Source organism: Amycolatopsis magusensis (assembly GCF_017875555.1).
GTDB classification, from domain to species: Bacteria; Actinomycetota; Actinomycetes; order Mycobacteriales; family Pseudonocardiaceae; genus Amycolatopsis; species Amycolatopsis magusensis.
The window spans coordinates 6,881,625-6,902,286 of record NZ_JAGGMS010000001.1 but is presented as its reverse complement, the minus strand read 5'-3'; the positions used below and the strand labels follow the sequence as shown (position 1 = coordinate 6,902,286).

Sequence of the window (20,662 nt, the reverse complement as noted above, 5' to 3'; positions counted from 1 at the left end):
TCGAGCTTCCACGGGAGGAACCCATGAGCAGTGCCACCGCCAACAGCACCCAGCCCGCGGAGAGCAAGGGCTCGGTCGAACTGGTGAAGACCGACAGCACGCTGGTGACCGACGAGGGCGTCACCTCGATCGCCGACGTCGTGGTGCGGAAGATCGCCGGGCTGGCGGCCCGGGAGGTCCGGGGCGTGCACGCGCTCGGCGGCGGCGCGGCCCGCGCGTTCGGCGCCCTGCGCGAGCGCATCCCGGGTGCCTCGGCCAGCGTCGGGCAGGGCGTGTCGGTCGAGGTGGGGGAGAAGCAGGCCGCGGTCGACCTGGAACTGGTGGTCGAATACGGCGTCGGCATCGCCGAGTTGTCGAAGGTGGTGCGCCGGACGGTGATCGCTTCGATCGAGCGGATGACCGGCCTCGAGGTGGTCGAGGTGAACATCCACGTCGATGACGTGCACATCGCCGAAGACGCCGAGGGACCGGACACCACGCGCGTGCGCTGACCCGCCCCGCTGTGCCGGAGTCCTCGCTCGCCGAGGCGTGCGAGACCCCGGCACAGCGGCAGTACCACTTCAAGTTTTGACCACCACTGAGTGAACGTCGCCGGGTGAACGGCGGCCTCGTTGCTGACCCTCCGCAGCGCGCAACCAGGACAGGTGTCGCACCTTCGGGTGACGATCACGCTTCTGACCTGCAAAAGGCTTAATGCACGTGCATTTTCATCTGCTCTTGCGCGTGCTATGGTCATCGGCACATCCAGATGCACGTGCATCTGCATCACCTGAGCACTGAGGTCGGGAAGGTGGAGATCCAAGTGGAGCAAATTTCTAACGGCGTTTCGGCGGACAAGCTGGTCGGCGCGCAGTGGCGCAAGAGCTCCCGCAGCGGTGCGGTGGGCAACTGCGTGGAGGTCGCCCCGCTCGCCAACGGCGAGATCGCGGTCCGCAACTCGCGCTTCCCGACCGGCCCGGCGCTGGTCTACACCCAGGCCGAGATGGCGGCCTTCCTGGCCGGTGCCAAGGACGGCGAGTTCGACGACGTCCTGAGCTGACCCGGCGCCCCTGCCGGTCGTCGCTGTCCACAGTGGACGATACAGCCGAAGTGTGAATGCTTTTCAAATTCCTACTTTGGTCCGTTGTGAGTTGACTTCAGTTCTCCCTACGCTCCGTCGTGTCGATGCCGAGCGAAGGGAACCGCCACCCGATGCGTACTCAGACGGGCAGTCCACGGCAGCACACCGAACCGGCGGGTCGCCGCCGGGGGCGGCTGTCCTTCGCGTTCCGGTCACTGGCCGGCGCGGCCGTGTTCATGCTGGTGCTGCCCCCGGCGCTGGCCTTCGCCGACCCACCCCGCGCGCTGCCCTCGAGCGTCGCCGAGCCCGACGGCAAGTGGCAGCCCGCCTTCGACTACGACACCGACGGCTGCTACCCGACGCCCGCCATCGGCCCGGACGGCACGATCGCGCCCGGCCTGAACAACTCCGGCGCGCTCAACGGCAACTGCCGCGACCAGTCCGACCTGGACAACACGAACTCCTACGCCCGCGCCAAGTGCAACAACGGCTGGTGCGCCTACCTCTACGACCTGTACTTCGAGAAGGACCAGGCCGTGCCCGGCCTCGACGCCTTCGGGCACCGCCACGACATCGAGCACGTGGTGATCTGGGTGCAGGACGACCAGGCGCGCTACGTCTCCACCTCCGCGCACGGCAACTACGCCAAGCACGCCGCGGCGAACGTGCAGTGGGAAGGCACCCACGCGAAGATCGTCTACCACAAGGACGGCGCCAGCACGCACGCCTTCCGCACCGCCTCCACCGGGGACGAGCCGCCGGAGAACCACTACCGCGCCTGGCAGTACCCGGACCTGGTGAGCTGGAACAACTTCCCCGCCGGCCTCCGCGACAAGCTCGTCTCCGCCAACTTCGGCAGCGCGAGCCTGGCGATCAAGGACGGCGCCTTCGAGTCGAACCTGGAAAAGGCGAAGCCGGCCGGCATCCCCTTCAACCCCTACGGCTAGCCCCCACGCCGAGTGCCGTGAATGTGGCTTTCACGGCGAAATCCGCCGTGAAAGCCACATTCACGGCACAACCGGCGCTTACGGTGGCGGAATGAATGAGCCATTGCTGCGCCCCGCCACCCCGGCGGACGTGGTGTCGATCGCCCGCATCTGGTACTCCGGCTGGCGCGACGGGCACCTCGGCCACGTGCCGGACGCGCTGCTCGCCGTGCGTACCGAGGAGTCGTTCGGCGTGCGCGCGGCCGAACACGTCGTCGATCCGGCCACGCGGACCGTGGTGGCCGAGGTCGAAGGCGCGGTCGCCGGGTTCGTGATGGTCGTCGGCGACGAGGTCGAGCAGGTCTACGTGTCGTCTCAGCACCGCGGTTCCGGGATCGCGAAGCTGCTCTTGGCCGAAGCCGAACGCCTGGTCGCGGCGAACGGGCACCGGGGTGCGTGGCTCGCCGTCGTCGCCGGGAACGTCCGCGCGCGCCGGTTCTACGAGCGCCGGGGCTGGACCGACGAGGGCCCGTTCGACCACGCCGCCCCGCACGAGGACGGCCCCATCCCGACCCCGGCTCACCGCTACACCAAACCGCTCGGCTGAAGCTCACCCCAGCAGCAGCGCGATCCCGGCCAGCACCGGGATGGACAGCACGGTGGTGAGCAGGATGACGTCCCTGGCCAGTTCGGTGTCCTGGCCGTGGGAGGTCGCGTAGACGAACACGTTCTGCGCGGTCGGCAGCGCCGAAGTCACCGTGACGGCCAGCAGCGCGGTGCCGCTGAGCTGGACCAGGCTGCCGAGGCCGAAGGCCAGCGCCGGTTGCGCCACGGTCTTCAGTCCGACCGCCAGCCACACCGGCCCGGCCTGGGCGCCGGTGGCCGGGCGCGGGGAGCCGTGCAGGCTGGTGCCGTAGGCGAGCAGCGCGGCGGGCACCGCCAGGCCGGCGAGCAGTTCGACCGGGCGCAGCACCAGTTCCGGCGGGCGCCAGCCGAGCACGGACAACGCCAGGCCGATCGCGCAGCCGATGACCACGGGCGTCCGCAGCGGCTGGGTCAGCAGCCGCCGCGGTGAGTGGCCGTCGCGGCCCGAGGCCAGCACGGTGAGCCCGATGGGCGCCATCACCAGCACCTGGAACAACAGCACCGGGGCCACGTAGGACGCGTCGCCGAGCACGTAGACCGCGATGGCGACGCCGAGGTTGCCCGCGTTGACGTACGAAGACGCCAGCGCCCCCGTGGCCACCTGCGCGGCACGCGGGCGCCGCCACCAGAAGACCACCGCGGCGTACAGCAGCGCGCAGAGCACCGCGCTGCCCGCGGTGGCCACCAGCGTGGTCGACACCAGCGCCGACGGGTCGGCGTCGGCCAGGGTGAGCAGGAGCAGCGCCGGGGTGGCGACGAAGTACGACAACCGCGACAGCAGTTCGGCGGCGCCGGTGCCGAGGACGCCGGTGCGGGCGGTCACCCAGCCGACGGCGATCACCGCGAGCAGGGTGGTGAACCCGCCGAGGACCGCGTTCACGTACTGATCATGAGGCCACCAGCACCGAGTCGGTGGTCCAGGCCCGCGCCTGCTCGCTGAGCGTGATCCCGAGCCCCGGGCGGTCGGACAGGTGCATCCGGCCGCCGCTGATCTCCAGGCGCTCGTTGAACAGCGGGTACAGCCAGTCGAAGTGCTCGACCCACGGCTCGTGCGGGTAGGCGGCCGCCAGGTGCACGTGGATCTCCATGGCGAAGTGCGGCGCGAGCTGGAGGTTCCGGTGGTCCGCCAGCGCGGCCAGCTTGAGGAACTGGGTGATGCCGCCGACGCGCGGGGCGTCGGGCTGCAGGATGTCGACCGCGCCGTGGCGGATCAGCTCGTAGTGCTCGCCGACGCTGGTCAGCATCTCGCCGCTGGCGACCGCGGTGGTCAGCGCCCGCGCGAGTTCGGCGTGCCCCTCGGCGTCGTAGGCGTCCAGCGGTTCCTCGATCCAGACCAGGTCGAACTCCTCCAGCGCGCGGCTCGCGCGCATGGCGGTGGGCCGGTCCCACTGCTGGTTCGCGTCGACCATCAGCGGCGCGTCCCCGAGGTGCTCGCGGATCGCGGCCACCCGGCGCAGGTCCTCGGCCAGGTCGGGCTGCCCGACCTTGATCTTGATGCCGCCGACGCCGGACTCCAGCGTGCGCGTGGCGTTGTCCTTGATCTGCTCGACCGACTCGTGCAGGAACCCGCCCGAGGTGTTGTAGCAGCGCACCGAATCGCGGTAGGCGCCGAGAAGCTTGGCCAGCGGCAGCCCGGCGCGCTTGGCCTTGAGGTCCCACAGCGCGACGTCGATCGCGGCCAGCGCCTGCGTGGCGGCACCGCTGCGGCCGACCGAGGCACCCGCCCACACCAGCTTGGTCCACAACCTGCCGATGTCGCTGGGATCCTCGCCGATCAGGTCCGGCGCGACCTCGCGCGCGTGGGCGAACTGGGCCGGGCCACCGGCGCGCTTGGAGTAGCTGAAGCCGACGCCTTCCGCGCCGGAGTCGGTGGTGAGCTCCGCGAACAGGAAGACCATCTCGGTCATCGGCCGCTGCCTGCCGGTGAGCACCTTGGCGTCGCTGATCCCGGTCGGCAGCGGCAGGGTCACCGAGGACAGCTTCACCGAGGAGATCCGGTCGTGGGAGGACATGCTGCTCCTTCGTCGGTGGGTCAGCGGACCAGGCAGGGCCGCTGGGGGTCGAACTGCCAGCCGGGCACCAGGTAGCGCATGGCCACCGCGTCGTCGCGGGCGCCGAGCCCGTGTTCGCGGTAGAGCTCGTGCGCGGCGGCCAGCGCGTCGCGGTCCAGTTCGACTCCGAGGCCGGGGGCGTCCGGCACGGCGATCGCGCCACCGGAGATGCGTGGTGGCCGCCGGGTCAGCGCCTGGCCGTCCTGCCAGATCCAGTGGGTGTCGAGCGCGGTGATCGGGCCGGGGGCGGCGGCACCGGCGTGGGTGAACATCGCCAGCGAGATGTCGAAGTGGTTGTTCGAGTGCGAGCCCCAGGTCAGCCCGGAGTCCGCGCAGAGCTGGGCCACCCTGACCGATCCGCGCAGGGTCCAGAAGTGCGGGTCGGCCAGCGGGATGTCCACCGCGTCGGCCCGCAGCGCGTGCGTCAGCTGGCGCCAGTCGGTGGCGATCATGTTGGTGGCGGTGCGCAAGCCGGTGGCACGGCGGAACTCCGCCATCGTTTCGCGCCCGGAGAACCCGCCCTCCGCGCCGACCGGGTCCTCGGCGTAGGCGAGCACGCCGTGCAGGTCGCGGCACAGCGCGATCGCTTCGTCGAGCTTCCAGGCACCGTTCGGGTCCAGCGTGATGCGGGCGTCGGGGAAGCGCTTCGCCAGCGCGCGCACGGCTTCGATTTCTTGCTCCGCCGGGAAAACGCCGCCCTTGAGCTTGAAGTCGGCGAAGCCGTACCGCTGCTGTGCCGCTTCGGCGAGCGCGACCACCGCTTCCGGGGTGAGCGCGGGCTCGCGGCGCAGCCGGTCCCAGTCGTCGGCGGGGTTTTCCTCGGTCACGTAAGGAAGATCGGTGCGGTTCCGGTCGCCGATGTAGAACAGGTACCCGAGCATCGGCACGGTGTCGCGCTGCTGCCCGTCGCCGAGCAGTTCGGCCACCGGCACGCCGAGGTACTGGCCGTGCAGGTCCAGCAGCGCCGATTCCAGCGCGGTCACCGCGTGCACGGTGGTGCGCAGGTCGAAGGTCTGCCGGCCGCGCCCGCCGGCGTCGCGGTCGGCGAAGGTCGCCGCGACCGTGCGCAGCAGCGTGGCGAACCGCGCCACCGGCTGCCCGGTGAGCAGCGCGCCCGCCTCCTCGATCGTCTGCCGGATCGCCTCCCCGCCGGGCACCTCGCCGAGGCCGGTGCGGCCCTCGTCGTCGGTCACGATCGCCACGTTGCGGGTGAAGAACGGGCCGTGCGCGCCGCTGAGGTTCAACAGCATGCTGTCGTGCCCGGCCACCGGCACCACCTCGACGGTGGCGATGGCGGGCCCGGTCATCGGGCGGCCTTCTCGATCAGGGTGGCCAGCTCGGCCAGTTCACCCGCGGTGAGGTCGGTCAGCGGCGGGCGCACCGGGCCGCCGTCACGGCCGACGGCGGTCAGCCCGGCCTTGATGATCGAGACCGCGTACCCCTTGGAGCGGTCGCGGATGTCGAGGTAGGGCAGCACGAACTCGGACAGCTTGCGGTAGACGGTGGCGCGGTCCTGGGCGCGGACGGCGGCGTAGAAGTCCATCGCGAACTCGGGCACGAAGTTGTACAGCGCCGAGGAGTAGGTGGAGACGCCGAGCTGCAGCAGCGGCAGGGCGAAGGTCTCCGCGGTGGGCAGCCCGCCGATGTAGATCAGCCGGTCGCCGACCCTGGCGTAGGTGCGGGTCATCCGCTCGATGTCGCCGACGCCGTCCTTCAGCCCGATCAGGTTCGGGTTGCGTTCGGCGGCTTCGGCCACGGTGACGTCGGACAGGATCGCGTTGGCGCGGCTGTAGACGACCACGCCGAGCCGGGTCGCCCGGCACACCGCGGTGATGTGCTCGACCAGGCCGCGCTGCGAAGCCTCGGTCAGGTACGGCGGGAACAGCAGGATGCCGGACGCCCCGGCGGCTTCGGCGGCCTGTGCCTGCTCGACCGAGACCGCGGTCGCGCCGGTGGCCGGGGCGACGACCGGGATGGCGCCCGCCACCTCGCCGACGGCCGCCCGGACCACCTGGTCGATCTCGGCCGGGGTCAGTGAGAAGCCCTCGCCGGTTCCACCGGCGGCGAACAGCCCGGCCGCGCCGCAGGTCGCCTGCCAGGCCAGGTGCTCGCGGTAGCGCGGCTCGTCGAAGGCCAAGTCCGCGTCGAAGTGCGTCACCGGGAAGGACAGCAACCCGGAGGTGAGCTGGGTGGCCAGAGCGTCGGGCTGCATCGGCGTCACGGTGTCTAGTCCCCTTGGTTCCGGTGGCTCCGCGTCGTGGCGCGGCGGTCACGGTCACCGTAAGTACCGAACTCGATGCTTGTCCAAGTGCGGTTTCGCATTGCTTGATACCTCACAGGCATCGAAGGCCGCCCGGTGAGGCTTACGGGAGCGGTGTGAAGTCCTTCAGCACGTCGAGCGCGCGCCACAGCGCCGGGTTCGGGGAGTCGCGGCGCCACAACAGGTGCAGTTCCGCGGGCTGCGGCACGGCGGTCGCCAGCCGGACGAAACCGACACCCGCGATGGTCAGCCGCGCGGCCGAAGCCGGTACGAACGCGATGCCGCGCCCGGCCGCCACCAGCCACAACATGGTCAGCACCTGGCTGACCGTGTGCACGGTGTTCTGGTGCGCGATCGGCACGATGCCGACCACCAGGTCGTAGAAGTACCGCGCCTCGGTGGGGGAGTGCATGATCACCGGCTCGTCGGCCACGTCGGCGGCGGTGACGTCCCGGCCCAGCCCGAGCAGCAGGTGCCCGGTGGGCGCGGCGACCAGCATCGCCTCGCGGTGCAGCAGGTGCGAGCTGAAGGTCTTGTGGTCGAACGGCGGCCGCGCGAGGCCGAGGTCGATCTCCTCGTTGCGCAGCCCGGCGACCTGCTCGCGGGTGACCATCTCGCCGAGGTCCACGTCCACCTCGGGCAGTTCGGCGCTGAGCCGGTTGAGCAGCCTGCCGAGCACGCCGTAGGTGGAGGCCGCGGTGAAGCCGATGCGCACCATGCCGGTCGAGCCCGACGACACCCGGCGCGCGAGTTCCGGCGCGGCGTCGGCCAGCGACAGCAACCGCCGCGCTTCGAGCAGGAACACCTCGCCGGCGGCGGTCAGCTCCACGCGGCGGTTGTCGCGCACCAGCAACTGCGCGTCCACCGCGCGCTCCAGCTTCTGGATCTGGCGGCTCAGCGGCGGCTGGGTCATCTTCAACCGGGCCGCCGCCCGGCCGAAGTGCAGTTCGTCGGCCACGGCGACGAACCCGCGGAGCTGTTCCAGCGTGAAGGTCATGCCGTGAAGGTATCAATCCATGCCTTATCGGATTTGGACAGACATCGAATGCCGCCAATACGCTTCCGGGCCTCTGGCCGCTTCTCGAAGGAGAGAACGACATGACCAGGAACCTCGGCGTACGCCGGTGGGCCGGGCTCGGCCTCGGGTTCGCCCTGGCCGCGACGCTCACCGCGTGCGGCGGCAATCTGGGCAGTGGCGGGAACGCCCGGGTGCAGGACTACCCGAACGGCGACCCGGTCACCGTCTACGCGGGGGCGGATCCCGGCGGCAGCACCGACCTCATCGCCAGGGCGCTGGCCGACGGCGTCACCGGCGACCTCGGCGTCGCGGTCACGGTGGAGAACAAACCGGGGGCGAACGGCGCGCTGGCGGCCAGGGAACTCAGCGGCAAGAAGCCGAACGGGCACACGCTGATGGTCTACAACGGCAGCCTCGCCTACATCACCCCGCTGGCCGTGCCCGGGAAGCAGGCGATCGACATCGCCGACTACGAGGTGGTCACCGGGGTCTCGCAGGACGACTACGTGCTGGTCACCGCACCCGGTTCGGGATTCACCACGATCGAGGACCTCAAGCGCGCCGGGCGCCCGCTCACCTACGGCACCACGGGCGCGGGCACCGGCAGCCAGCTGGCGCAGGCGCTGCTGTTCGCCCAGGCCGGGCTCGACGGCACCGCGGTGCCGTTCGACGGTGGTTCGCCGACGATGACCGCGGTGCTCGGCGGGCAGGTCGACGTGGGCGCGGTCCAGCTGGGGGAGGCCAGCGAGCAGATCGTCGCCGGGCAGCTCAAGCCGATCGTCACCTTCGCCGAGCGGCGGCCCTCGTACCTGCCGGGCACGCCGACCGCGGTCGAGGTGGGCTACCAGGTGCCGGTGCAGCAGTCCCGCGCGGTGTTCGCGCCCAAGGGCACGCCGGTGGAGATCCTGCAGAAGCTGCGGGCGGCGTTCCAGCGGGTCTTCGCCTCGCCCGCCTACCAGCGGTTCAACCAGGACAACCTGCTCACGCCGAACGAGGTCGACGGCGCCGAGCTGCGGCGGCAGTGGACCACGAACCTGGAGACCTACCGCGCGGTGGCGCAGCAGTACCGCATCGACCTGGGCAGCTCGAAGTGACCGCGCCGGAGGAGAACGTGACCGAGCAGGCCGGACCGCCGGAGGACCAGCCGCCCGCCGCCGGGTCGCTGACCAACGCCATCACCGCGCTCGTGCTCCTCGGCGTCGGGGTCGCGGCGGTCGCCGCGTCCTGGACGCTGGGCGTGGGCACCGCCCGCGAACCCGACTCCGGCATGTGGCCGCTGCTGATCGGCGTCGCGCTGATCGTGCTGGGGGCCGCGCTGCTGGCGAAGTTCCGCACGCCGTCGGACGCCGAGCGCTTCACCCGGTCCGGCTGGCCGGTGCTCGGCGGCCTGGCCACGATGGTCGTCTTCGTCGTCGTGCTCGAGTACGTCGGCTTCGAGATCCCGGCCACGCTGCTCTGCTTCGCCTGGCTGCGCTTCCTCGGCCGCGAGAGCCTGCGAGTGTCCATTGTGGGCAGTGTCGCGGTGGTCGCGGTGTTCTACGCCGTCTTCGTCGGCGCCCTGTCCGTGCCCATCCCGCACCTGCTCTAGGAGGGTCCGTGGACCTGACCCCCGTACTGGCCGGCTTCGGCGTCGTACTGGAACCGGCGAACCTGCTCTACTGCCTGCTCGGCGTGGTCATCGGCATGCTGATCGGCGTGCTGCCGGGCCTCGGCCCCGCGGCCACCATCGCCATCCTGCTGCCGATCACCTACGGCATCGAGCCGGTGACCGCGATCATCATGCTGGCGGGCATCTTCTACGGCGCGCAGTACGGCGGCACGATCACCTCCGTCCTCCTGCGACTGCCCGGCGAGGCCTCCTCGGTGGTGACCGTGTTCGACGGGCACGCCATGGCCCGGCAGGGCCGGGCGGGCACCGCGCTCGGCATCGCGGCGATCGGCTCGTTCGTCGGCGGGACGGTCTCCATCGTCGCGCTGTCGTTCCTGGCGCCCGTGGTCGCCGGGTTCGCGCTCGACTTCGGGCCGCCCGAGTACACCGCGCTCGCCCTGCTCGGCATCCTGCTGGTTTCGACGGTCAGCAGCGGCAACCGGCTCAAGGCGCTGATCGCCGCCTGCCTCGGGCTGCTGCTGGCGACCGTGGGCCGGGACGGGTTCACCGCGGCCGAGCGGTTCACCTTCGACAACCTCTCGCTGGCCGACGGCCTGGACTTCGTGCCGATCGCCATGGGCCTGTTCGGCCTCGGCGAAATCCTCTACAACCTCGAGCAGCGCCACCGCGCGCCCGACGCGCCGGTGTCGGTGGCGAACGTCTGGCCGTCCCGATCGGATCTGAAGCAGTCCTCGGGCGCCATCGGCCGGGGTTCGGTGCTCGGGTTCGTGCTCGGAATCCTGCCCGGCGGTGGCGCGACGCTTTCGTCGCTGGCCGCATACGCGATCGAAAAACGGCGCGCCAAGGACCCCAGCCGGTTCGGCAAGGGCGCGGTCGAAGGCGTCGCCGGGCCGGAGACGGCGAACAACGCCGCCGCGACCTCGTCGTTCATCCCGTTGCTGACCCTGGGCATCCCGGCGAACGCCACGATGGCGGTGATCTTCGGCGCGCTGCTCATCCAGGGCGTCACGCCCGGCCCGCAATTGGTCAGCGAGGAGCCGGAGTTGTTCTGGGGCGTGGTGAACTCCATGTACCTCGGCAACATCCTGCTGCTGATCATGAGCATCCCGCTGGTCGGGCTGTTCGTGAAGATCCTGCGCGTGCGCCCCGCCGTGCTCGCGCCGATCACCGTGCTGATCACCCTGGTCGGCGTGTACACGGTCAACAACGACGTGTTCGACATCGTGCTGGTGATCGCGTTCGGCGCGCTCGGGTACCTGATGAAGAAGCTCGGGTTCGACCCGGGACCGCTGGTGCTCGCCTTCGTGCTCGGCTCGCTGCTGGAGGATTCGCTGCGGCGCTCGCTGCTGATCTTCGACGGCAACCCGGCCGGCTTCTTCACCCGGCCGATCTCCGGGGTGCTGCTGGCCGCGTTCCTGCTCGTGGCGCTGCTGCCGGTGGTGCGGTCCCTGGTGCGGCGTCAGCGCCGGTCGCGGGAGAGGAGTTCGGCCAGCACCCGGGTGTAGCGCTCGGCGTCCACCCCGCCGGGTACGTCGCCGAAGAACTCCGCGGTGAGGAAGTAGCCGACGGTCGCGCAGAGCAGGACGGTCGCGGCGGCGGCCGGATCGTCGGACCCGGTTTCCAGGTCACCGGCGATCCCGGTCAGCCCGCCGTCGACGAGCACCTCCTGGACCCGGCGCACGAGGTGCGGCATGGTGGCGCGCTCGCGGATGAGGATTTCGATCAACGGCCGGACCTCGCGCAGGAACTCGAGGTCACCGGCGAGGCGTTCGGCGAGCGGGCGGCCGGGGTCGCGCTCACGCTGGGGCCGGATCTCACGCAGGCGCGTCAGTTCCCGTTCCACCACCGCGTCCAGCACGGCCCGCTTGGACGGGAAGTGGCGGTGGAACGAGCCGGTGCCCTCGGCCAGGCCGACGCCGCGCTCGAGCGAACTGATCGTGGTGCCCGCGAACCCGCGCTCGGCGAACTGCCGCAGCGCCTCGTCCATGATCCGCGCACGCGTCTCGCCGGGCATGTCCGCAAGAGTACTCTTGCGCGACGCAAGGGACCCCTTGCATACTCGCCGGTATGGCGATCCGATGGCGTGCGGCGGCCCTGCTCCTGCTCCTCCCGCTGGCAGTGCCCGGGCCGGTGGCCCAGGCCGCTCCGGCGGTGCCGATCCCGCGGGTGCCCGCCGGATTCCACTGGGGCGTGGCCACGGCCGGGTTCCAGTCCGAGGGTGCGGCGCCGGACAGCAACTGGCGGCGCTACGTCGACGGCGGCGCCGAAACGGTGCACGACCCGTACGCCAACGCCGTCGACTTCCGCAACCGCTACGCCGCCGACATCGCGCTCGCCGCGGACATGGGCGTGAACACCTTCCGGCTGAGCGTCGAATGGCCGCGGATCGAACCGCGGCCCGGGGAGATCGACCAGTCGGCACTGGCGCTCTACGACGACATGGTGCGCGAGGTCAAGGCGGCCGGGATGACGCCGATGATCACGCTGACCCACTTCACCCACCCCGGCTGGATCGTCGACCGCGGCGGCTGGACCAACGCGTCCACTGTGGACAGCTGGCTGGATTTCAGCGGGCTGGTGGTGCAGCGCTACGCCGGTCAGGGCGCGCTGTGGATCACCTTCAACGAGCCGACGATCTACCGCAGCTTCGAGGAGCGCAACGGGCGGCTGAACGTCTTCCAGTCCGACGCGATGATGCGGAACCTGGTCACCGCGCACCGCCGCGGCTACGACCTGATCCACCAGCTCGATCCCGGGGCGAAGGTGAGCAGCAACCTGGCGGTCAAACCGCCGCCGCTGCAGTGGTTCGACGACGCGTCCTTCGTGGACAAGGTGCGGGACAAACTGGACTTCGCCGGGATCGACTACTACTACGGCGCCAGCCTGGACAACCTGAGCGCGATCCACGGGGCCTTCGACGAGTTCTGGAAGATCGACCCGCAGCCGGACGGGCTGTACCACGCGCTGAAGACCTACCACCGGAAGTTCCCGGAACTGCCGCTGTACGTGGTGGAGAACGGCATGCCCACGGACAACGGCAAGCCGCGTGCCGACGGGTACAGCCGGGCGGACCACCTGCGGGACCACGTGTACTGGCTGCAGCGGGCGATCGCCGAAGGCGTCGAGGTGATCGGCTACAACTACTGGAGCATCACGGACAACTACGAATGGGGCAGCTACCGCCCGCGGTTCGGACTGTACACAGTGGATGCCCTGACCGACCCGGCGCTGACCCGGCGCCCGACCGAGGCGGTCCCCGCGTACCGCGACCTCATCTCCGGCGCCGGGGTTCCGGCCGGCTACCTGCCGAAGCGACGACCCGCCTGGTGCGCGTTCGCGGACCTGAGCACCTGTTTCGGCCCGGTCCCGCTGGCAGTTCAGCCGGGCGCCTGACTCCCCAGGCGACTTGCCCGGGACACCGAGCCGAAAGCGGACCGGGGTGGGTGCCAGGGGCGGGCACCGGCGAGGAAGGCCGGGCGGCGGGCGGTGGGGGCCAGCGGGCCCAGCCGGGTGCCCGACGGCAGGGCGATGCCGGTGCTGACCGCTTCGAGCAGGGTTTCGGCCATCGGCACGCCCAGGCCGTGCCACGGGTCGAGGCCGCGCTCGGCGGCCTCGCGGTCGAACACCACCACCGGCCAGCGGTCCGGGTCGTCCGCCGCCCAGGTGTCCCAGAACAGCCGGTCCGAAGCGCGGGTGGCGCCCCAGGCGAGCAACCCGGGGGAGGGGCGGAAGTGCCGCGCGGCGGTGCGGCACAGGTGGTGCGTCTGCCGAACCCAGGTGCCGTAGTCGAAGCGGCCCTCGCGCTCGCAGGGCGTGTGCAGCCAGAGGGCGGCCCCGATCTCCAGCGGGCCGCAGGCCGAGGCGAGCGTCCGGTAGTCGGCGGGCAGCCGGGTGCCGAGCCAGGACTCCACGGCCGGCCACTCGACCGGCAACGGGCCGGGCGTGCCGAACAACGCCGTGAGTACCGAGACGTCCATGACGATTCATGCTGACACGGCCGCGGGCGGGCCGAATTCCCTTTCAGCACGAGCTGAAACGGCCGCCGGAGCCAGGCCGGCCGTACTGGACAGAGTCGTGCCGCTCGCTCCAAGCATGCACTCGAAGTGTTCTCGCGCACCCGGCTGCGACGCCGCCTATGAGGGGTGGGTATGCGGCCCCGGGCCGAGCGTGGATGCCGGGGCGTTCGCGTTGCAGCCGCCGTGAGGTCGGGTCGGACTCGTCGATGCCCGCACGGTGGGTGTGCCCATCTGCGAAATCATTACAATCGCGTCCTTATCAAATGGTGCTGGAGGATAAAATATGCGGAAGGGAGTGGTTTTCTGTGTATCGCTACCTTCCTTGCAGTTGGCCTGGGATGCTAGTTTCGTCGGTGACGATGTCCTAGCGTTTGGTAAAATAGGTTTGGCGTACATGGGGGGCGAGTGTTGGCGAAACTGTTATTCGTAGCAATCTATGTGGGTGGACTTGAGGGCTGTGAGGAGTTTTGACAGGCGGGCAGTACGCCTGCGCTTTGCCAGTCCTTCCTGACCATCTGAATCACTGATCTATCATTCAATAGGCGCCAAGGGTGCATGGGCGAATCCCATCCGCTTTCTTCTACTCTGCAAAGAGTGCGACGAACAACTTGTTCTTGTCGGAAGATTAAGATGACTCCGCCTTGTCGGCGCATGAAGGTCAGATCATGATCGCCTGCTTCTAGCACGAACCCGACCTCAGATTTCTCCCCGGTCTGTACTTCCTCGGTCGGAAGCCACATGCGTCCGGCGCCGCCGAAAATAAGGTACAGGGCAGCAAGCAATGCCGTGAAACCGGTGACCACATAGCCCAGGCTTGGCACGAACCAGCGCCACCGGCCTGAGATGCTTCTCACTCGATCAGATCTGCGCCAGAGCTCTGATCCGAAGACGATAATCAGTACGACAACGTAGGTGGCGGGCAGGCGCAGCCCTGCGCCTGCTGTGAGCGTGCAGCCAGTTAGTGCAATATGCAAGGTTCGCCACTGCGGCTTCGCTGACATGGCGCGCAGCCATATTGCGATTGCTATCCCTGTTGCCAGTGGTAGCATCGGAACCGCGGTGCTGACTACTACTGCGGTAATGTCAAGCGTGCGCAGTACTACCCGAAGCCGCTGTTCGTCGAAACGTGCTACGATCAAGAATCGTATGAGCGCGAATAATGCAGGTCCGGCTAACAGTAGATAATTCAGCCAACGCTCCATTGAATTGTTCTTGAGTGTTGGCAAGACGGCGTCCATCTGTGGAGATATCCGCGCAGTCTTTGGCGTAAGCGTAGTAAGATCACTGTTAACATCTTTTTCAATTCTCTTGTTGTTTTGGGTGTAAACTGTCTTGGTGTGGGCGAATCTTGAGATGACCCACCAGTTGAAGAAGGTTAGGAAGCCCATGCCGAACATGAATTCCAGCCGGGTTGATGGTGTCATGTGTTCGCGACGCTGGCGTCGCGGCCAGCCCGCTAGCGTCCGCTTCTGCATGTGACCTGAGACGCGTCAGGCGGTGCTTTTGCTACATGTTCCAATATTTTGTCACTTTTCTGACAGCTGAACAGGTCGCGGTGCGAGTGCTTGGGCGGAGCTGGCGCGTTGGGCCGGGCTGCGATGAGCTGGTGGATCCGTATCCCGCTGACATGGCGGCCTGGCCAGTGTCGATGGGCAAGAGGCCGAGTGGGGGCCATTGGTTCTGCCGTCAGCTAGTTCGGCCTGTCGCCTCGCGACTTCAAACGTCAACAACTTGGCGAGTATTGAAGGATCCTGGTGTGCTGTTAAACGGTAGGTGGAGACATCTGTGGCGGCGAGCTCGCTCCCCGCGGGTCACCTCGGGCGCGGCCGGTTCGTCAGGGAAGTGGTACATCCCTTCCTCGGCTAGGAGCGTCCGTGACCCTCGCGTTCTTCCTGATCACCGGCCTGACGATCGTGCTCAACCTGTTCTTCGCCGTCGCGGACTACCTGCGGGCGGGGTTCGTGCTGGCGAACTCGGGCCGGGTGCACGTCCCGCGGTCGTGGCTGACCCTGCTCGGCACGGCCAAGCTCGCCGGTGCGCTCGGCCTGGCCGCCGGCTTGTTCGGCCTGCGCTACCTCGGCATCGCCGCGGGTGCCGGGCTGGTGCTGTTCTTCACCGGCGCCGTGGTCGCCCACCTGCGGGCCCGCGTGCTGGACACGATGGCGTTCCCCGCGGTGATCCTCGCGCTCTGCGGGGCCTCGCTCTGGCTCACGATCGCTCACTGAGTGGCGAAGTGATTGACGAGGCGGGCGCCTCCGGTCAAGCTGTCGTTTACAAATGTGGACGCCGTTCACATGTATGAATATCGACGGCTTCTGGGGAAAGGTCTTGGGGCATGGACGTGACTCGTCGTCAGTTCGGTTTTCTCGCCACAGCGGTGCCCGTGGCGGCGCTCGCCACCGGGGCACCGGCGTCCGCCGGAGCGCCGCCTGCCGCCGCGGCGCCGGACGTGCCCGCCGCGATGCGCCGGGCGGCGGTGTTCTTCGACGAGCACCTGTCCCACCGCGGTGGGTACGTCTGGAGCTACCTGCCGGACCTGTCCCGCACCTGGGGTGAGATGGAGGCCGAGCGCACCCTGTGCTGGGTGCAGCCGCCCGGCACGCCGTCGGTCGGGCACAGCCTGCTCGACGCCTACCACGCCACCGGCGACGAGGTGTTCTGGCGCGCCGCCGAGCGCACCGGCCTCGCGCTGGCCGAGGTGCAGTTGCCCGGCGGCGGCTGGAACTACGTGCACGACTTCGCCGGTGAGCGCGCGCTGCGCCGGTGGTACGAGACCGTCGGCGCGAACGGCTGGCGGCTGGAGGAGTTCCAGCACTACTACGGCAACGCGACCTTCGACGACGCCGGGACGTCGACGGCGGCCCAGCTGATCCTGCGCCTGTACCTGGAACGCCGCGACCACCGGTTCCGCGCCGCGCTCGACCGGGTCATCCGGTTCCTGCTCAAGGCGCAGCTCAAGGGCGGCATCACCGACGGCGGCTGGCCGCAGCGGTTCCCCCGGGTGTCCGGCGCGGTGTCCGACACGCCGTGGCCCGACGTGCTGCCGCCGTGGCTGCCCGCCGGCATCCGCCACGGCATGGAGGACGGCGACTACACCGGCCACGTCACCTTCAACGACGACGTGCTCGGGGAGAACATCAAGTTCCTGCTGATGTGCATGTCCACCCTGGGCAAGATCGAACTGGCCGGGCCGATCCGGCGCGCGATGGAGTGCCTGCGGCGGCTCCAGCAACCCGGACCGCAGGCGGGGTGGGGACTGCAGCACCTGGCCAGGGCGGCGGGCGGGCGACCGGCCGGGGCGCCGGCGGGCGCGCGGTCGTACGAACCGCGGGCGCTGACCACCCACACCACGCAGACCAACGTGCAGCAGCTGTTCCACTACTTCCGGCTGACCGGGGAGCACTCGTACCTGGAGCGCGTGCCGGAAGCGCTGGCGTGGCTGGACAGTTGCCGGCTCACCGCGCAGCAACTCGGGGAAAACCCGTTGCTGGCGGGGAGGACGCACCCGACCTTCGTGGACCTGGGCACGAACCGGGCGCGGTTCGTGCACCGGTTCGGGTCGAACGTGCGCAACGGCGCCTACTACTCCGACAACGACCACCGGGCCACGCTCAGCCACTACTCCGGGGGCCGCTCGGTCGACACGGCCGCGCTGCGGAAGACCTACGACGAACTGATGGCGCTTTCACCGCGCGAGGTCGCGGATCTGCGCGGGCGGTCGCCGCTGAGCGGTGACGCGATCCCGTTGCCGCGGTACTTCTCCCTGCGCGACCTGCAGTTGACCGACCTCTTCCGCGACGCGCCGCTACCGCTGCCAGTGGTCACGGACGCGGACGCCTACGCACTGGTCGACAAGCTCGGCGGCGGTGACTACTGGCTGACCGCCTCCGACGCCACCACGAACCCGTACCGGGGGCCGGCACCGTCCACTCCGTACAACGGCAAGGCGTACATGAGCAAGCACGTGGGGGATCCGTACGACACCTCGCCCTACGACCCGGCCAGCCCGCCGGAAGAGCCGCCGTACCAGCCGGTGGAGCGGCCGCAGGTGATCAGCACCAGCACCTACGTGGCGAACATGGGCAAGCTCATCGCCTGGACGGCGGGATAGCCGCATGTATAACGCCCTATACGTGGCCGCCTGAATGCTATGAGTGGGGCATTACTTGCGTTCATTGCAAGTAATGCCCCACTCATAGCATTCGACCCGGCGGCTCGGAGGCGATTCGGGTTTGGCTGAATCGGCCATGGGGCGGGGGAGGCATCAGTATCCTCCGCCCCATGCCCACGTTTCTCGAGTTGCAGGACGACGCCGCCCTGTTGTCGTTCGAACACCAGCTGCACCTGTCCGAGCGGGTCGGCGAGCACAACTGGCACGTCGACCTCGCCCAGCCGCGGTTCGACTTCGCCGGGGAGAACCCGCTCGTCTGCGACCGCGTGCACCTGCTCGGCAGCGCCGCGCCCGGCCCCCGTTCGTGGTTGTGGAGCTGGGCCAACCCCTTCGGCTACCGCGCCGAAGTGCTGGAGATCGCCTTGCGCGCCAAGGAGTTCGGCGAGCGGCACGGCATCCGCGAGCTGTCCGATGCGGAGATCCCGTTCGACGCGCTGCCGGGTTCGCCGCAGGAGCCCGCCCAGGTCGCGTCGCTGATGATGGAGGCCGCCAAGGCCGCTACCGGCCACTGGTCCGGCTACCAGGGCCCGACCGGTGGCGGCACCCGCGCGGGCTTCCTGCTGGACCACCCCGAGCTGAGCCTGCCCGCCCCGACCTCGCCCCGGACCATGCGCGTGCTGCAGCAGGGCATGATGGAACTGCGGCTGCAGGACCACCGCCGCGCGTGCGGTTCCTACGCGGTCAACCGCGGCCTGGAGGTGTCCGGCGACGACGGTCCGATGTGGATCACCGGGCCGGACTTCCGCATCGGCGTCGAGTTCAACGAGCAGAACCTGATGACGAAGATGACGGCGACACTGGGCGCGCCGAGCTGACCGGTTCGAGCTTGGCGGGCCACCAGATGCGCCCGCCGAGGTCGGTGGCGAGCGCGGGCACCAGCAGCGAGCGCACGATCAGCGTGTCCAGCAGCACGCCGAACGCCACGATGAAGGCGAGCTGCGCGAGGAACAGGATCGGCAGCACGGCCAGCGCGGAGAAGGTCGCCGCGAGGACCACCCCGGCCGAGGTGATCACCCCGCCGGTCAGGGTGAGCCCGCGCAGCGTGCCTTCCCGCGTGCCGAGCCGCTTGGCCTCCTCGCGGACGCGCGTCATCAGGAAGATGTTGTAGTCGATCCCGAGCGCGACCAGGAAGACGAAACCGAACAGCGGCACCACCGGATCGGCGCCGGGAAAGTCCAGCACGTGGTTGAACACCAGTGCCGAGACGCCCATCGTGGTGGCGAACGAGAGCACCACGGTGGCGATCAGCAGCAGCGGCGCGAGCAGGGAGCGCAGCAGCAGGGCGAGCACGAGGAAGATCATCACCAGCACGATCGGGATGATCACCAGCCGGTCGCGTTCCGAGGTCAGCTGGGTGTCCAGCAGGGTCGCGGTCGGGCCGCCGACCTTGGCGCCGGCACCGTCGACGGCGTGCACGGCCGCGCGCAGGCGTTCGATGGTCGCGGTCGCCGCCGAGGAGTCCGGCGGGTCGGTGAGGGTGGCCTCGATCTTGGTCAGCTCGCCCGCCGGTTCGGCACGCAGGTCGGAGACGCCTTCGACGCGCGCGGCCGCTTCCACCGCGGGGGCCTGCGCGGTGTTCGCGATGATCACCGTGGGGGAGCCGGTGCCGCCGGGGAAGTGCCGCGAAAGGACCTCCTGCCCGGCGACCGAGTCGACCGGGGTGAGGAAGACGTCGGACTGCGCGGTGCCCGACGCCTTGAGCTGCGGGAGGAACGCGGCCCCGGCGAGCAGCACCAGGACGGTGGCGATCCAGATCGCGCGCGGCGCGCGGGAGATCCACCCGGCGACCCGGCCCCACAGGCCACCGGTCTCCGGGTGCGGTGAGCCGAGCGCGGGGCGGAACGGCCAGAACGAGGCCCGCCCGCACAGCGCGAGCACCGCGGGCAGGAAGGTGATCGTGGTCAGCAGGGCGGCGCCGATGCCGATCGCGGCGACCGGGCCGAGGCCCTTGTTCGAGTTGAGGTCGCTGAACAGCAGGCACAGCACACCCAGGATGACCGTGCCTGCGGAGGCGGCGATCGGCTCGATGGTGGCGCGCCACGCCGACCGCAGGGCGATCTGCTTGTCGGCGGTGTCACGCAGTTCTTCGCGATAGCGCGAGACCAGGAGCAGCGCGTAGTCGGTGGCGGCGCCGAAGACCAGGATGAACAGGATGCCCTGGCTCTGCCCGTTGAGCGCGAGCACGTCGCCCTCGGCGAGCAGGTACACGGTCAGGCTGGCCAGCCCCAGCGCGAACACCGCCGACAGCAGCACCAGGAACGGCAGGATCGGGCTGCGGTAGACGATGATCAGGATCAGCGCGACCACCGCGCCGGCGACCAGCAGCAGGAGCCCGTCGATCCCGCCGAAGGCCTCGCCGAGGTCGGCCGCCTGCGCGGCCGGGCCGGTGACCAGCACGGTCAGCCCGTCCGGCGCGCCGCTGCCGAGCGCCTCCCGCAGCGCTTCGACGCCCTCGCCGGGGTCGGTCCCGGGTTCGAGCAGCACCACCACCCTGGCCGCCTGGTCGTCCTGCGGGGCCGGGAGCACGGGTGACGCCCCGGCCAGACCGCGGGTCCGCTCGGTGAGGAACCGCTTGTCCGGCTCGGTCAGCCCGCTGGCCCGCTCGATCACCACGATGGCCGGGATCGCTTGTGCGCCACCGAGTTGCTTCTGCAGTTCGGCGACCTCGGTGGCTTCGGCCGAGGCGGGGAGGAAGGCCGCGGAGTCGTTCTCGGCGACCTCGGCGAGCTTCCCGGCATAGGGTCCGCTCACCGCGCCGAGCACGAGCCAGCCGACCACCAGCAGGGCCGGGAGCAGCCAGCGCAGGCGCGAGCGCGAGGTGGAAGGGCGATCGGCGATCATGGGATGATGTCCTCGTCTGTTACTTCGGCGAGCGGATATTTCGATGACCGAAACAGTAGGCCGGG

At 69.7% G+C, this 20,662-nt stretch carries 20 protein-coding genes; 11 read left to right on the top strand and 9 right to left on the bottom strand.

Annotated features, from left to right (window positions below; translation table 11 throughout):
* Positions 1 to 23 precede the first annotated feature (23 nt).
* The 4 genes from JOM49_RS30650 to JOM49_RS30635 all read left to right on the top strand — a co-directional run bounded on the left by JOM49_RS30650 (position 24) and on the right by JOM49_RS30635 (position 2,593).
* The gene (locus JOM49_RS30650) at positions 24 to 491 is read left to right on the top strand and encodes an Asp23/Gls24 family envelope stress response protein (RefSeq protein ID WP_209667656.1); all 468 of its coding nucleotides are present in this window, start codon (positions 24 to 26) and stop codon (positions 489 to 491) included.
* Positions 492 to 802: 311 nt separating this feature from the next.
* Positions 803 to 1,039, top strand: a complete 237-nt coding sequence (locus JOM49_RS30645; protein ID WP_282773410.1) for a DUF397 domain-containing protein — start codon at positions 803 to 805, stop codon at positions 1,037 to 1,039.
* Between the two features lie 257 nt (positions 1,040 to 1,296).
* Positions 1,297 to 2,007 (top strand): NPP1 family protein, encoded by a 711-nt coding sequence (locus JOM49_RS30640; protein ID WP_245371132.1) that lies wholly within the window; start codon positions 1,297 to 1,299, stop codon positions 2,005 to 2,007.
* Positions 2,008 to 2,098: 91 nt separating this feature from the next.
* A complete protein-coding gene (locus JOM49_RS30635; protein ID WP_209667653.1) occupies positions 2,099 to 2,593 on the top strand; it encodes a GNAT family N-acetyltransferase in 495 nt (164 codons plus the stop codon).
* 3 nt (positions 2,594 to 2,596) lie between these two features.
* Here the strand turns inward: JOM49_RS30635 and JOM49_RS30630 are convergent, their stop codons facing one another.
* The 5 genes from JOM49_RS30630 to JOM49_RS30610 all read right to left on the bottom strand — a co-directional run bounded on the left by JOM49_RS30630 (position 2,597) and on the right by JOM49_RS30610 (position 7,939).
* Positions 2,597 to 3,511, bottom strand: a complete 915-nt coding sequence (locus JOM49_RS30630) for an AEC family transporter (protein ID WP_209667652.1) — start codon at positions 3,509 to 3,511, stop codon at positions 2,597 to 2,599.
* Between the two features lie 7 nt (positions 3,512 to 3,518).
* The gene (locus tag JOM49_RS30625) at positions 3,519 to 4,643 is read right to left on the bottom strand and encodes an L-talarate/galactarate dehydratase (RefSeq protein ID WP_209667651.1); all 1,125 of its coding nucleotides are present in this window, start codon (positions 4,641 to 4,643) and stop codon (positions 3,519 to 3,521) included.
* A 20-nt stretch (positions 4,644 to 4,663) separates the two neighbouring features.
* Positions 4,664 to 5,989: an enolase C-terminal domain-like protein gene (locus tag JOM49_RS30620; RefSeq protein WP_209667650.1), complete on the bottom strand. Its 1,326-nt coding sequence runs from the start codon at positions 5,987 to 5,989 to the stop codon at positions 4,664 to 4,666.
* Entirely contained in the window at positions 5,986 to 6,894 is a 909-nt protein-coding gene (kdgD, locus tag JOM49_RS30615) for a 5-dehydro-4-deoxyglucarate dehydratase (protein ID WP_209667649.1), read from the bottom strand. The genes JOM49_RS30620 and kdgD overlap by 4 nt, the downstream gene beginning before the upstream one ends.
* A 151-nt stretch (positions 6,895 to 7,045) precedes the next feature.
* The gene (locus tag JOM49_RS30610; RefSeq protein WP_209667648.1) at positions 7,046 to 7,939 is read right to left on the bottom strand and encodes a LysR substrate-binding domain-containing protein; all 894 of its coding nucleotides are present in this window, start codon (positions 7,937 to 7,939) and stop codon (positions 7,046 to 7,048) included.
* Between the two features lie 101 nt (positions 7,940 to 8,040).
* Between JOM49_RS30610 and JOM49_RS30605 the strand changes: the two genes are divergently transcribed.
* From JOM49_RS30605 to JOM49_RS30595, 3 genes are read left to right on the top strand one after another with little or no spacing between them, the layout of a single operon-like run.
* Positions 8,041 to 9,054 (top strand): Bug family tripartite tricarboxylate transporter substrate binding protein, encoded by a 1,014-nt coding sequence (locus tag JOM49_RS30605; protein WP_209667647.1) that lies wholly within the window; start codon positions 8,041 to 8,043, stop codon positions 9,052 to 9,054.
* Positions 9,051 to 9,548: a tripartite tricarboxylate transporter TctB family protein gene (locus tag JOM49_RS30600; RefSeq protein WP_209667646.1), complete on the top strand. Its 498-nt coding sequence runs from the start codon at positions 9,051 to 9,053 to the stop codon at positions 9,546 to 9,548. Before JOM49_RS30605 ends, JOM49_RS30600 begins: the two co-directional genes overlap by 4 nt.
* Before the next feature lie 8 nt (positions 9,549 to 9,556).
* Entirely contained in the window at positions 9,557 to 11,074 is a 1,518-nt protein-coding gene (locus tag JOM49_RS30595) for a tripartite tricarboxylate transporter permease (protein ID WP_209667645.1), read from the top strand.
* On the opposite strand, the gene JOM49_RS30590 is transcribed toward JOM49_RS30595, so the two are convergent.
* Positions 11,029 to 11,583 (bottom strand): TetR/AcrR family transcriptional regulator, encoded by a 555-nt coding sequence (locus JOM49_RS30590; RefSeq protein WP_209667644.1) that lies wholly within the window; start codon positions 11,581 to 11,583, stop codon positions 11,029 to 11,031. The two genes, JOM49_RS30595 and JOM49_RS30590, sit on opposite strands and share 46 nt — an antisense overlap.
* 53 nt (positions 11,584 to 11,636) lie before the next feature.
* Between JOM49_RS30590 and JOM49_RS30585 the strand changes: the two genes are divergently transcribed.
* Entirely contained in the window at positions 11,637 to 12,962 is a 1,326-nt protein-coding gene (locus tag JOM49_RS30585; RefSeq protein ID WP_209667643.1) for a glycoside hydrolase family 1 protein, read from the top strand.
* On the opposite strand, the gene JOM49_RS30580 is transcribed toward JOM49_RS30585, so the two are convergent.
* Positions 12,947 to 13,546, bottom strand: a complete 600-nt coding sequence (locus tag JOM49_RS30580; RefSeq protein WP_209667642.1) for a hypothetical protein — start codon at positions 13,544 to 13,546, stop codon at positions 12,947 to 12,949. The genes JOM49_RS30585 and JOM49_RS30580 overlap by 16 nt on opposite strands.
* Positions 13,547 to 14,019: 473 nt before the next feature.
* Positions 14,020 to 15,060 carry a hypothetical protein gene (locus tag JOM49_RS30575; RefSeq protein WP_209667641.1) on the bottom strand — a complete coding sequence of 347 codons (1,041 nt, stop codon included), beginning with the start codon at positions 15,058 to 15,060 and terminating at the stop codon, positions 14,020 to 14,022.
* A gap of 399 nt (positions 15,061 to 15,459) precedes the next feature.
* On the opposite strand from JOM49_RS30575, the gene JOM49_RS30570 reads away from it, so the two are divergent.
* The 3 genes from JOM49_RS30570 to JOM49_RS30560 all read left to right on the top strand — a co-directional run bounded on the left by JOM49_RS30570 (position 15,460) and on the right by JOM49_RS30560 (position 18,571).
* Positions 15,460 to 15,810 carry a DoxX family protein gene (locus JOM49_RS30570; RefSeq protein WP_209667640.1) on the top strand — a complete coding sequence of 117 codons (351 nt, stop codon included), beginning with the start codon at positions 15,460 to 15,462 and terminating at the stop codon, positions 15,808 to 15,810.
* Between the two features lie 110 nt (positions 15,811 to 15,920).
* Positions 15,921 to 17,696 carry a pectate lyase gene (locus JOM49_RS30565; RefSeq protein ID WP_209667639.1) on the top strand — a complete coding sequence of 592 codons (1,776 nt, stop codon included), beginning with the start codon at positions 15,921 to 15,923 and terminating at the stop codon, positions 17,694 to 17,696.
* 170 nt (positions 17,697 to 17,866) lie between these two features.
* Entirely contained in the window at positions 17,867 to 18,571 is a 705-nt protein-coding gene (locus JOM49_RS30560; protein WP_209667638.1) for a DUF6882 domain-containing protein, read from the top strand.
* Here JOM49_RS30560 and JOM49_RS30555 read toward each other — a convergent pair.
* A complete protein-coding gene (locus JOM49_RS30555; protein ID WP_209667637.1) occupies positions 18,516 to 20,597 on the bottom strand; it encodes an MMPL family transporter in 2,082 nt (693 codons plus the stop codon). The genes JOM49_RS30560 and JOM49_RS30555 overlap by 56 nt on opposite strands.
* Positions 20,598 to 20,662: the final 65 nt, after the last annotated feature.

Coding starts and splice junctions, on each gene's coding strand:
- JOM49_RS30560 (WP_209667638.1), top strand. CDS start 17,867: ATGCCCACGTTTCTCGAGTTGCAGGACGACGCCGCCCTGTTGTCGTTC.
- JOM49_RS30580 (WP_209667642.1), bottom strand. CDS start 13,546: ATGGACGTCTCGGTACTCACGGCGTTGTTCGGCACGCCCGGCCCGTTG.
- JOM49_RS30625 (WP_209667651.1), bottom strand. CDS start 4,643: ATGTCCTCCCACGACCGGATCTCCTCGGTGAAGCTGTCCTCGGTGACC.
- JOM49_RS30575 (WP_209667641.1), bottom strand. CDS start 15,060: ATGCAGAAGCGGACGCTAGCGGGCTGGCCGCGACGCCAGCGTCGCGAA.
- JOM49_RS30610 (WP_209667648.1), bottom strand. CDS start 7,939: ATGACCTTCACGCTGGAACAGCTCCGCGGGTTCGTCGCCGTGGCCGAC.
- JOM49_RS30565 (WP_209667639.1), top strand. CDS start 15,921: ATGGACGTGACTCGTCGTCAGTTCGGTTTTCTCGCCACAGCGGTGCCC.
- JOM49_RS30650 (WP_209667656.1), top strand. CDS start 24: ATGAGCAGTGCCACCGCCAACAGCACCCAGCCCGCGGAGAGCAAGGGC.
- JOM49_RS30620 (WP_209667650.1), bottom strand. CDS start 5,989: ATGACCGGGCCCGCCATCGCCACCGTCGAGGTGGTGCCGGTGGCCGGG.
- kdgD (WP_209667649.1), bottom strand. CDS start 6,894: ATGCAGCCCGACGCTCTGGCCACCCAGCTCACCTCCGGGTTGCTGTCC.
- JOM49_RS30605 (WP_209667647.1), top strand. CDS start 8,041: ATGACCAGGAACCTCGGCGTACGCCGGTGGGCCGGGCTCGGCCTCGGG.
- JOM49_RS30590 (WP_209667644.1), bottom strand. CDS start 11,583: ATGCCCGGCGAGACGCGTGCGCGGATCATGGACGAGGCGCTGCGGCAG.
- JOM49_RS30640 (WP_245371132.1), top strand. CDS start 1,297: ATGCTGGTGCTGCCCCCGGCGCTGGCCTTCGCCGACCCACCCCGCGCG.
- JOM49_RS30635 (WP_209667653.1), top strand. CDS start 2,099: ATGAATGAGCCATTGCTGCGCCCCGCCACCCCGGCGGACGTGGTGTCG.
- JOM49_RS30555 (WP_209667637.1), bottom strand. CDS start 20,597: ATGATCGCCGATCGCCCTTCCACCTCGCGCTCGCGCCTGCGCTGGCTG.
- JOM49_RS30585 (WP_209667643.1), top strand. CDS start 11,637: ATGGCGATCCGATGGCGTGCGGCGGCCCTGCTCCTGCTCCTCCCGCTG.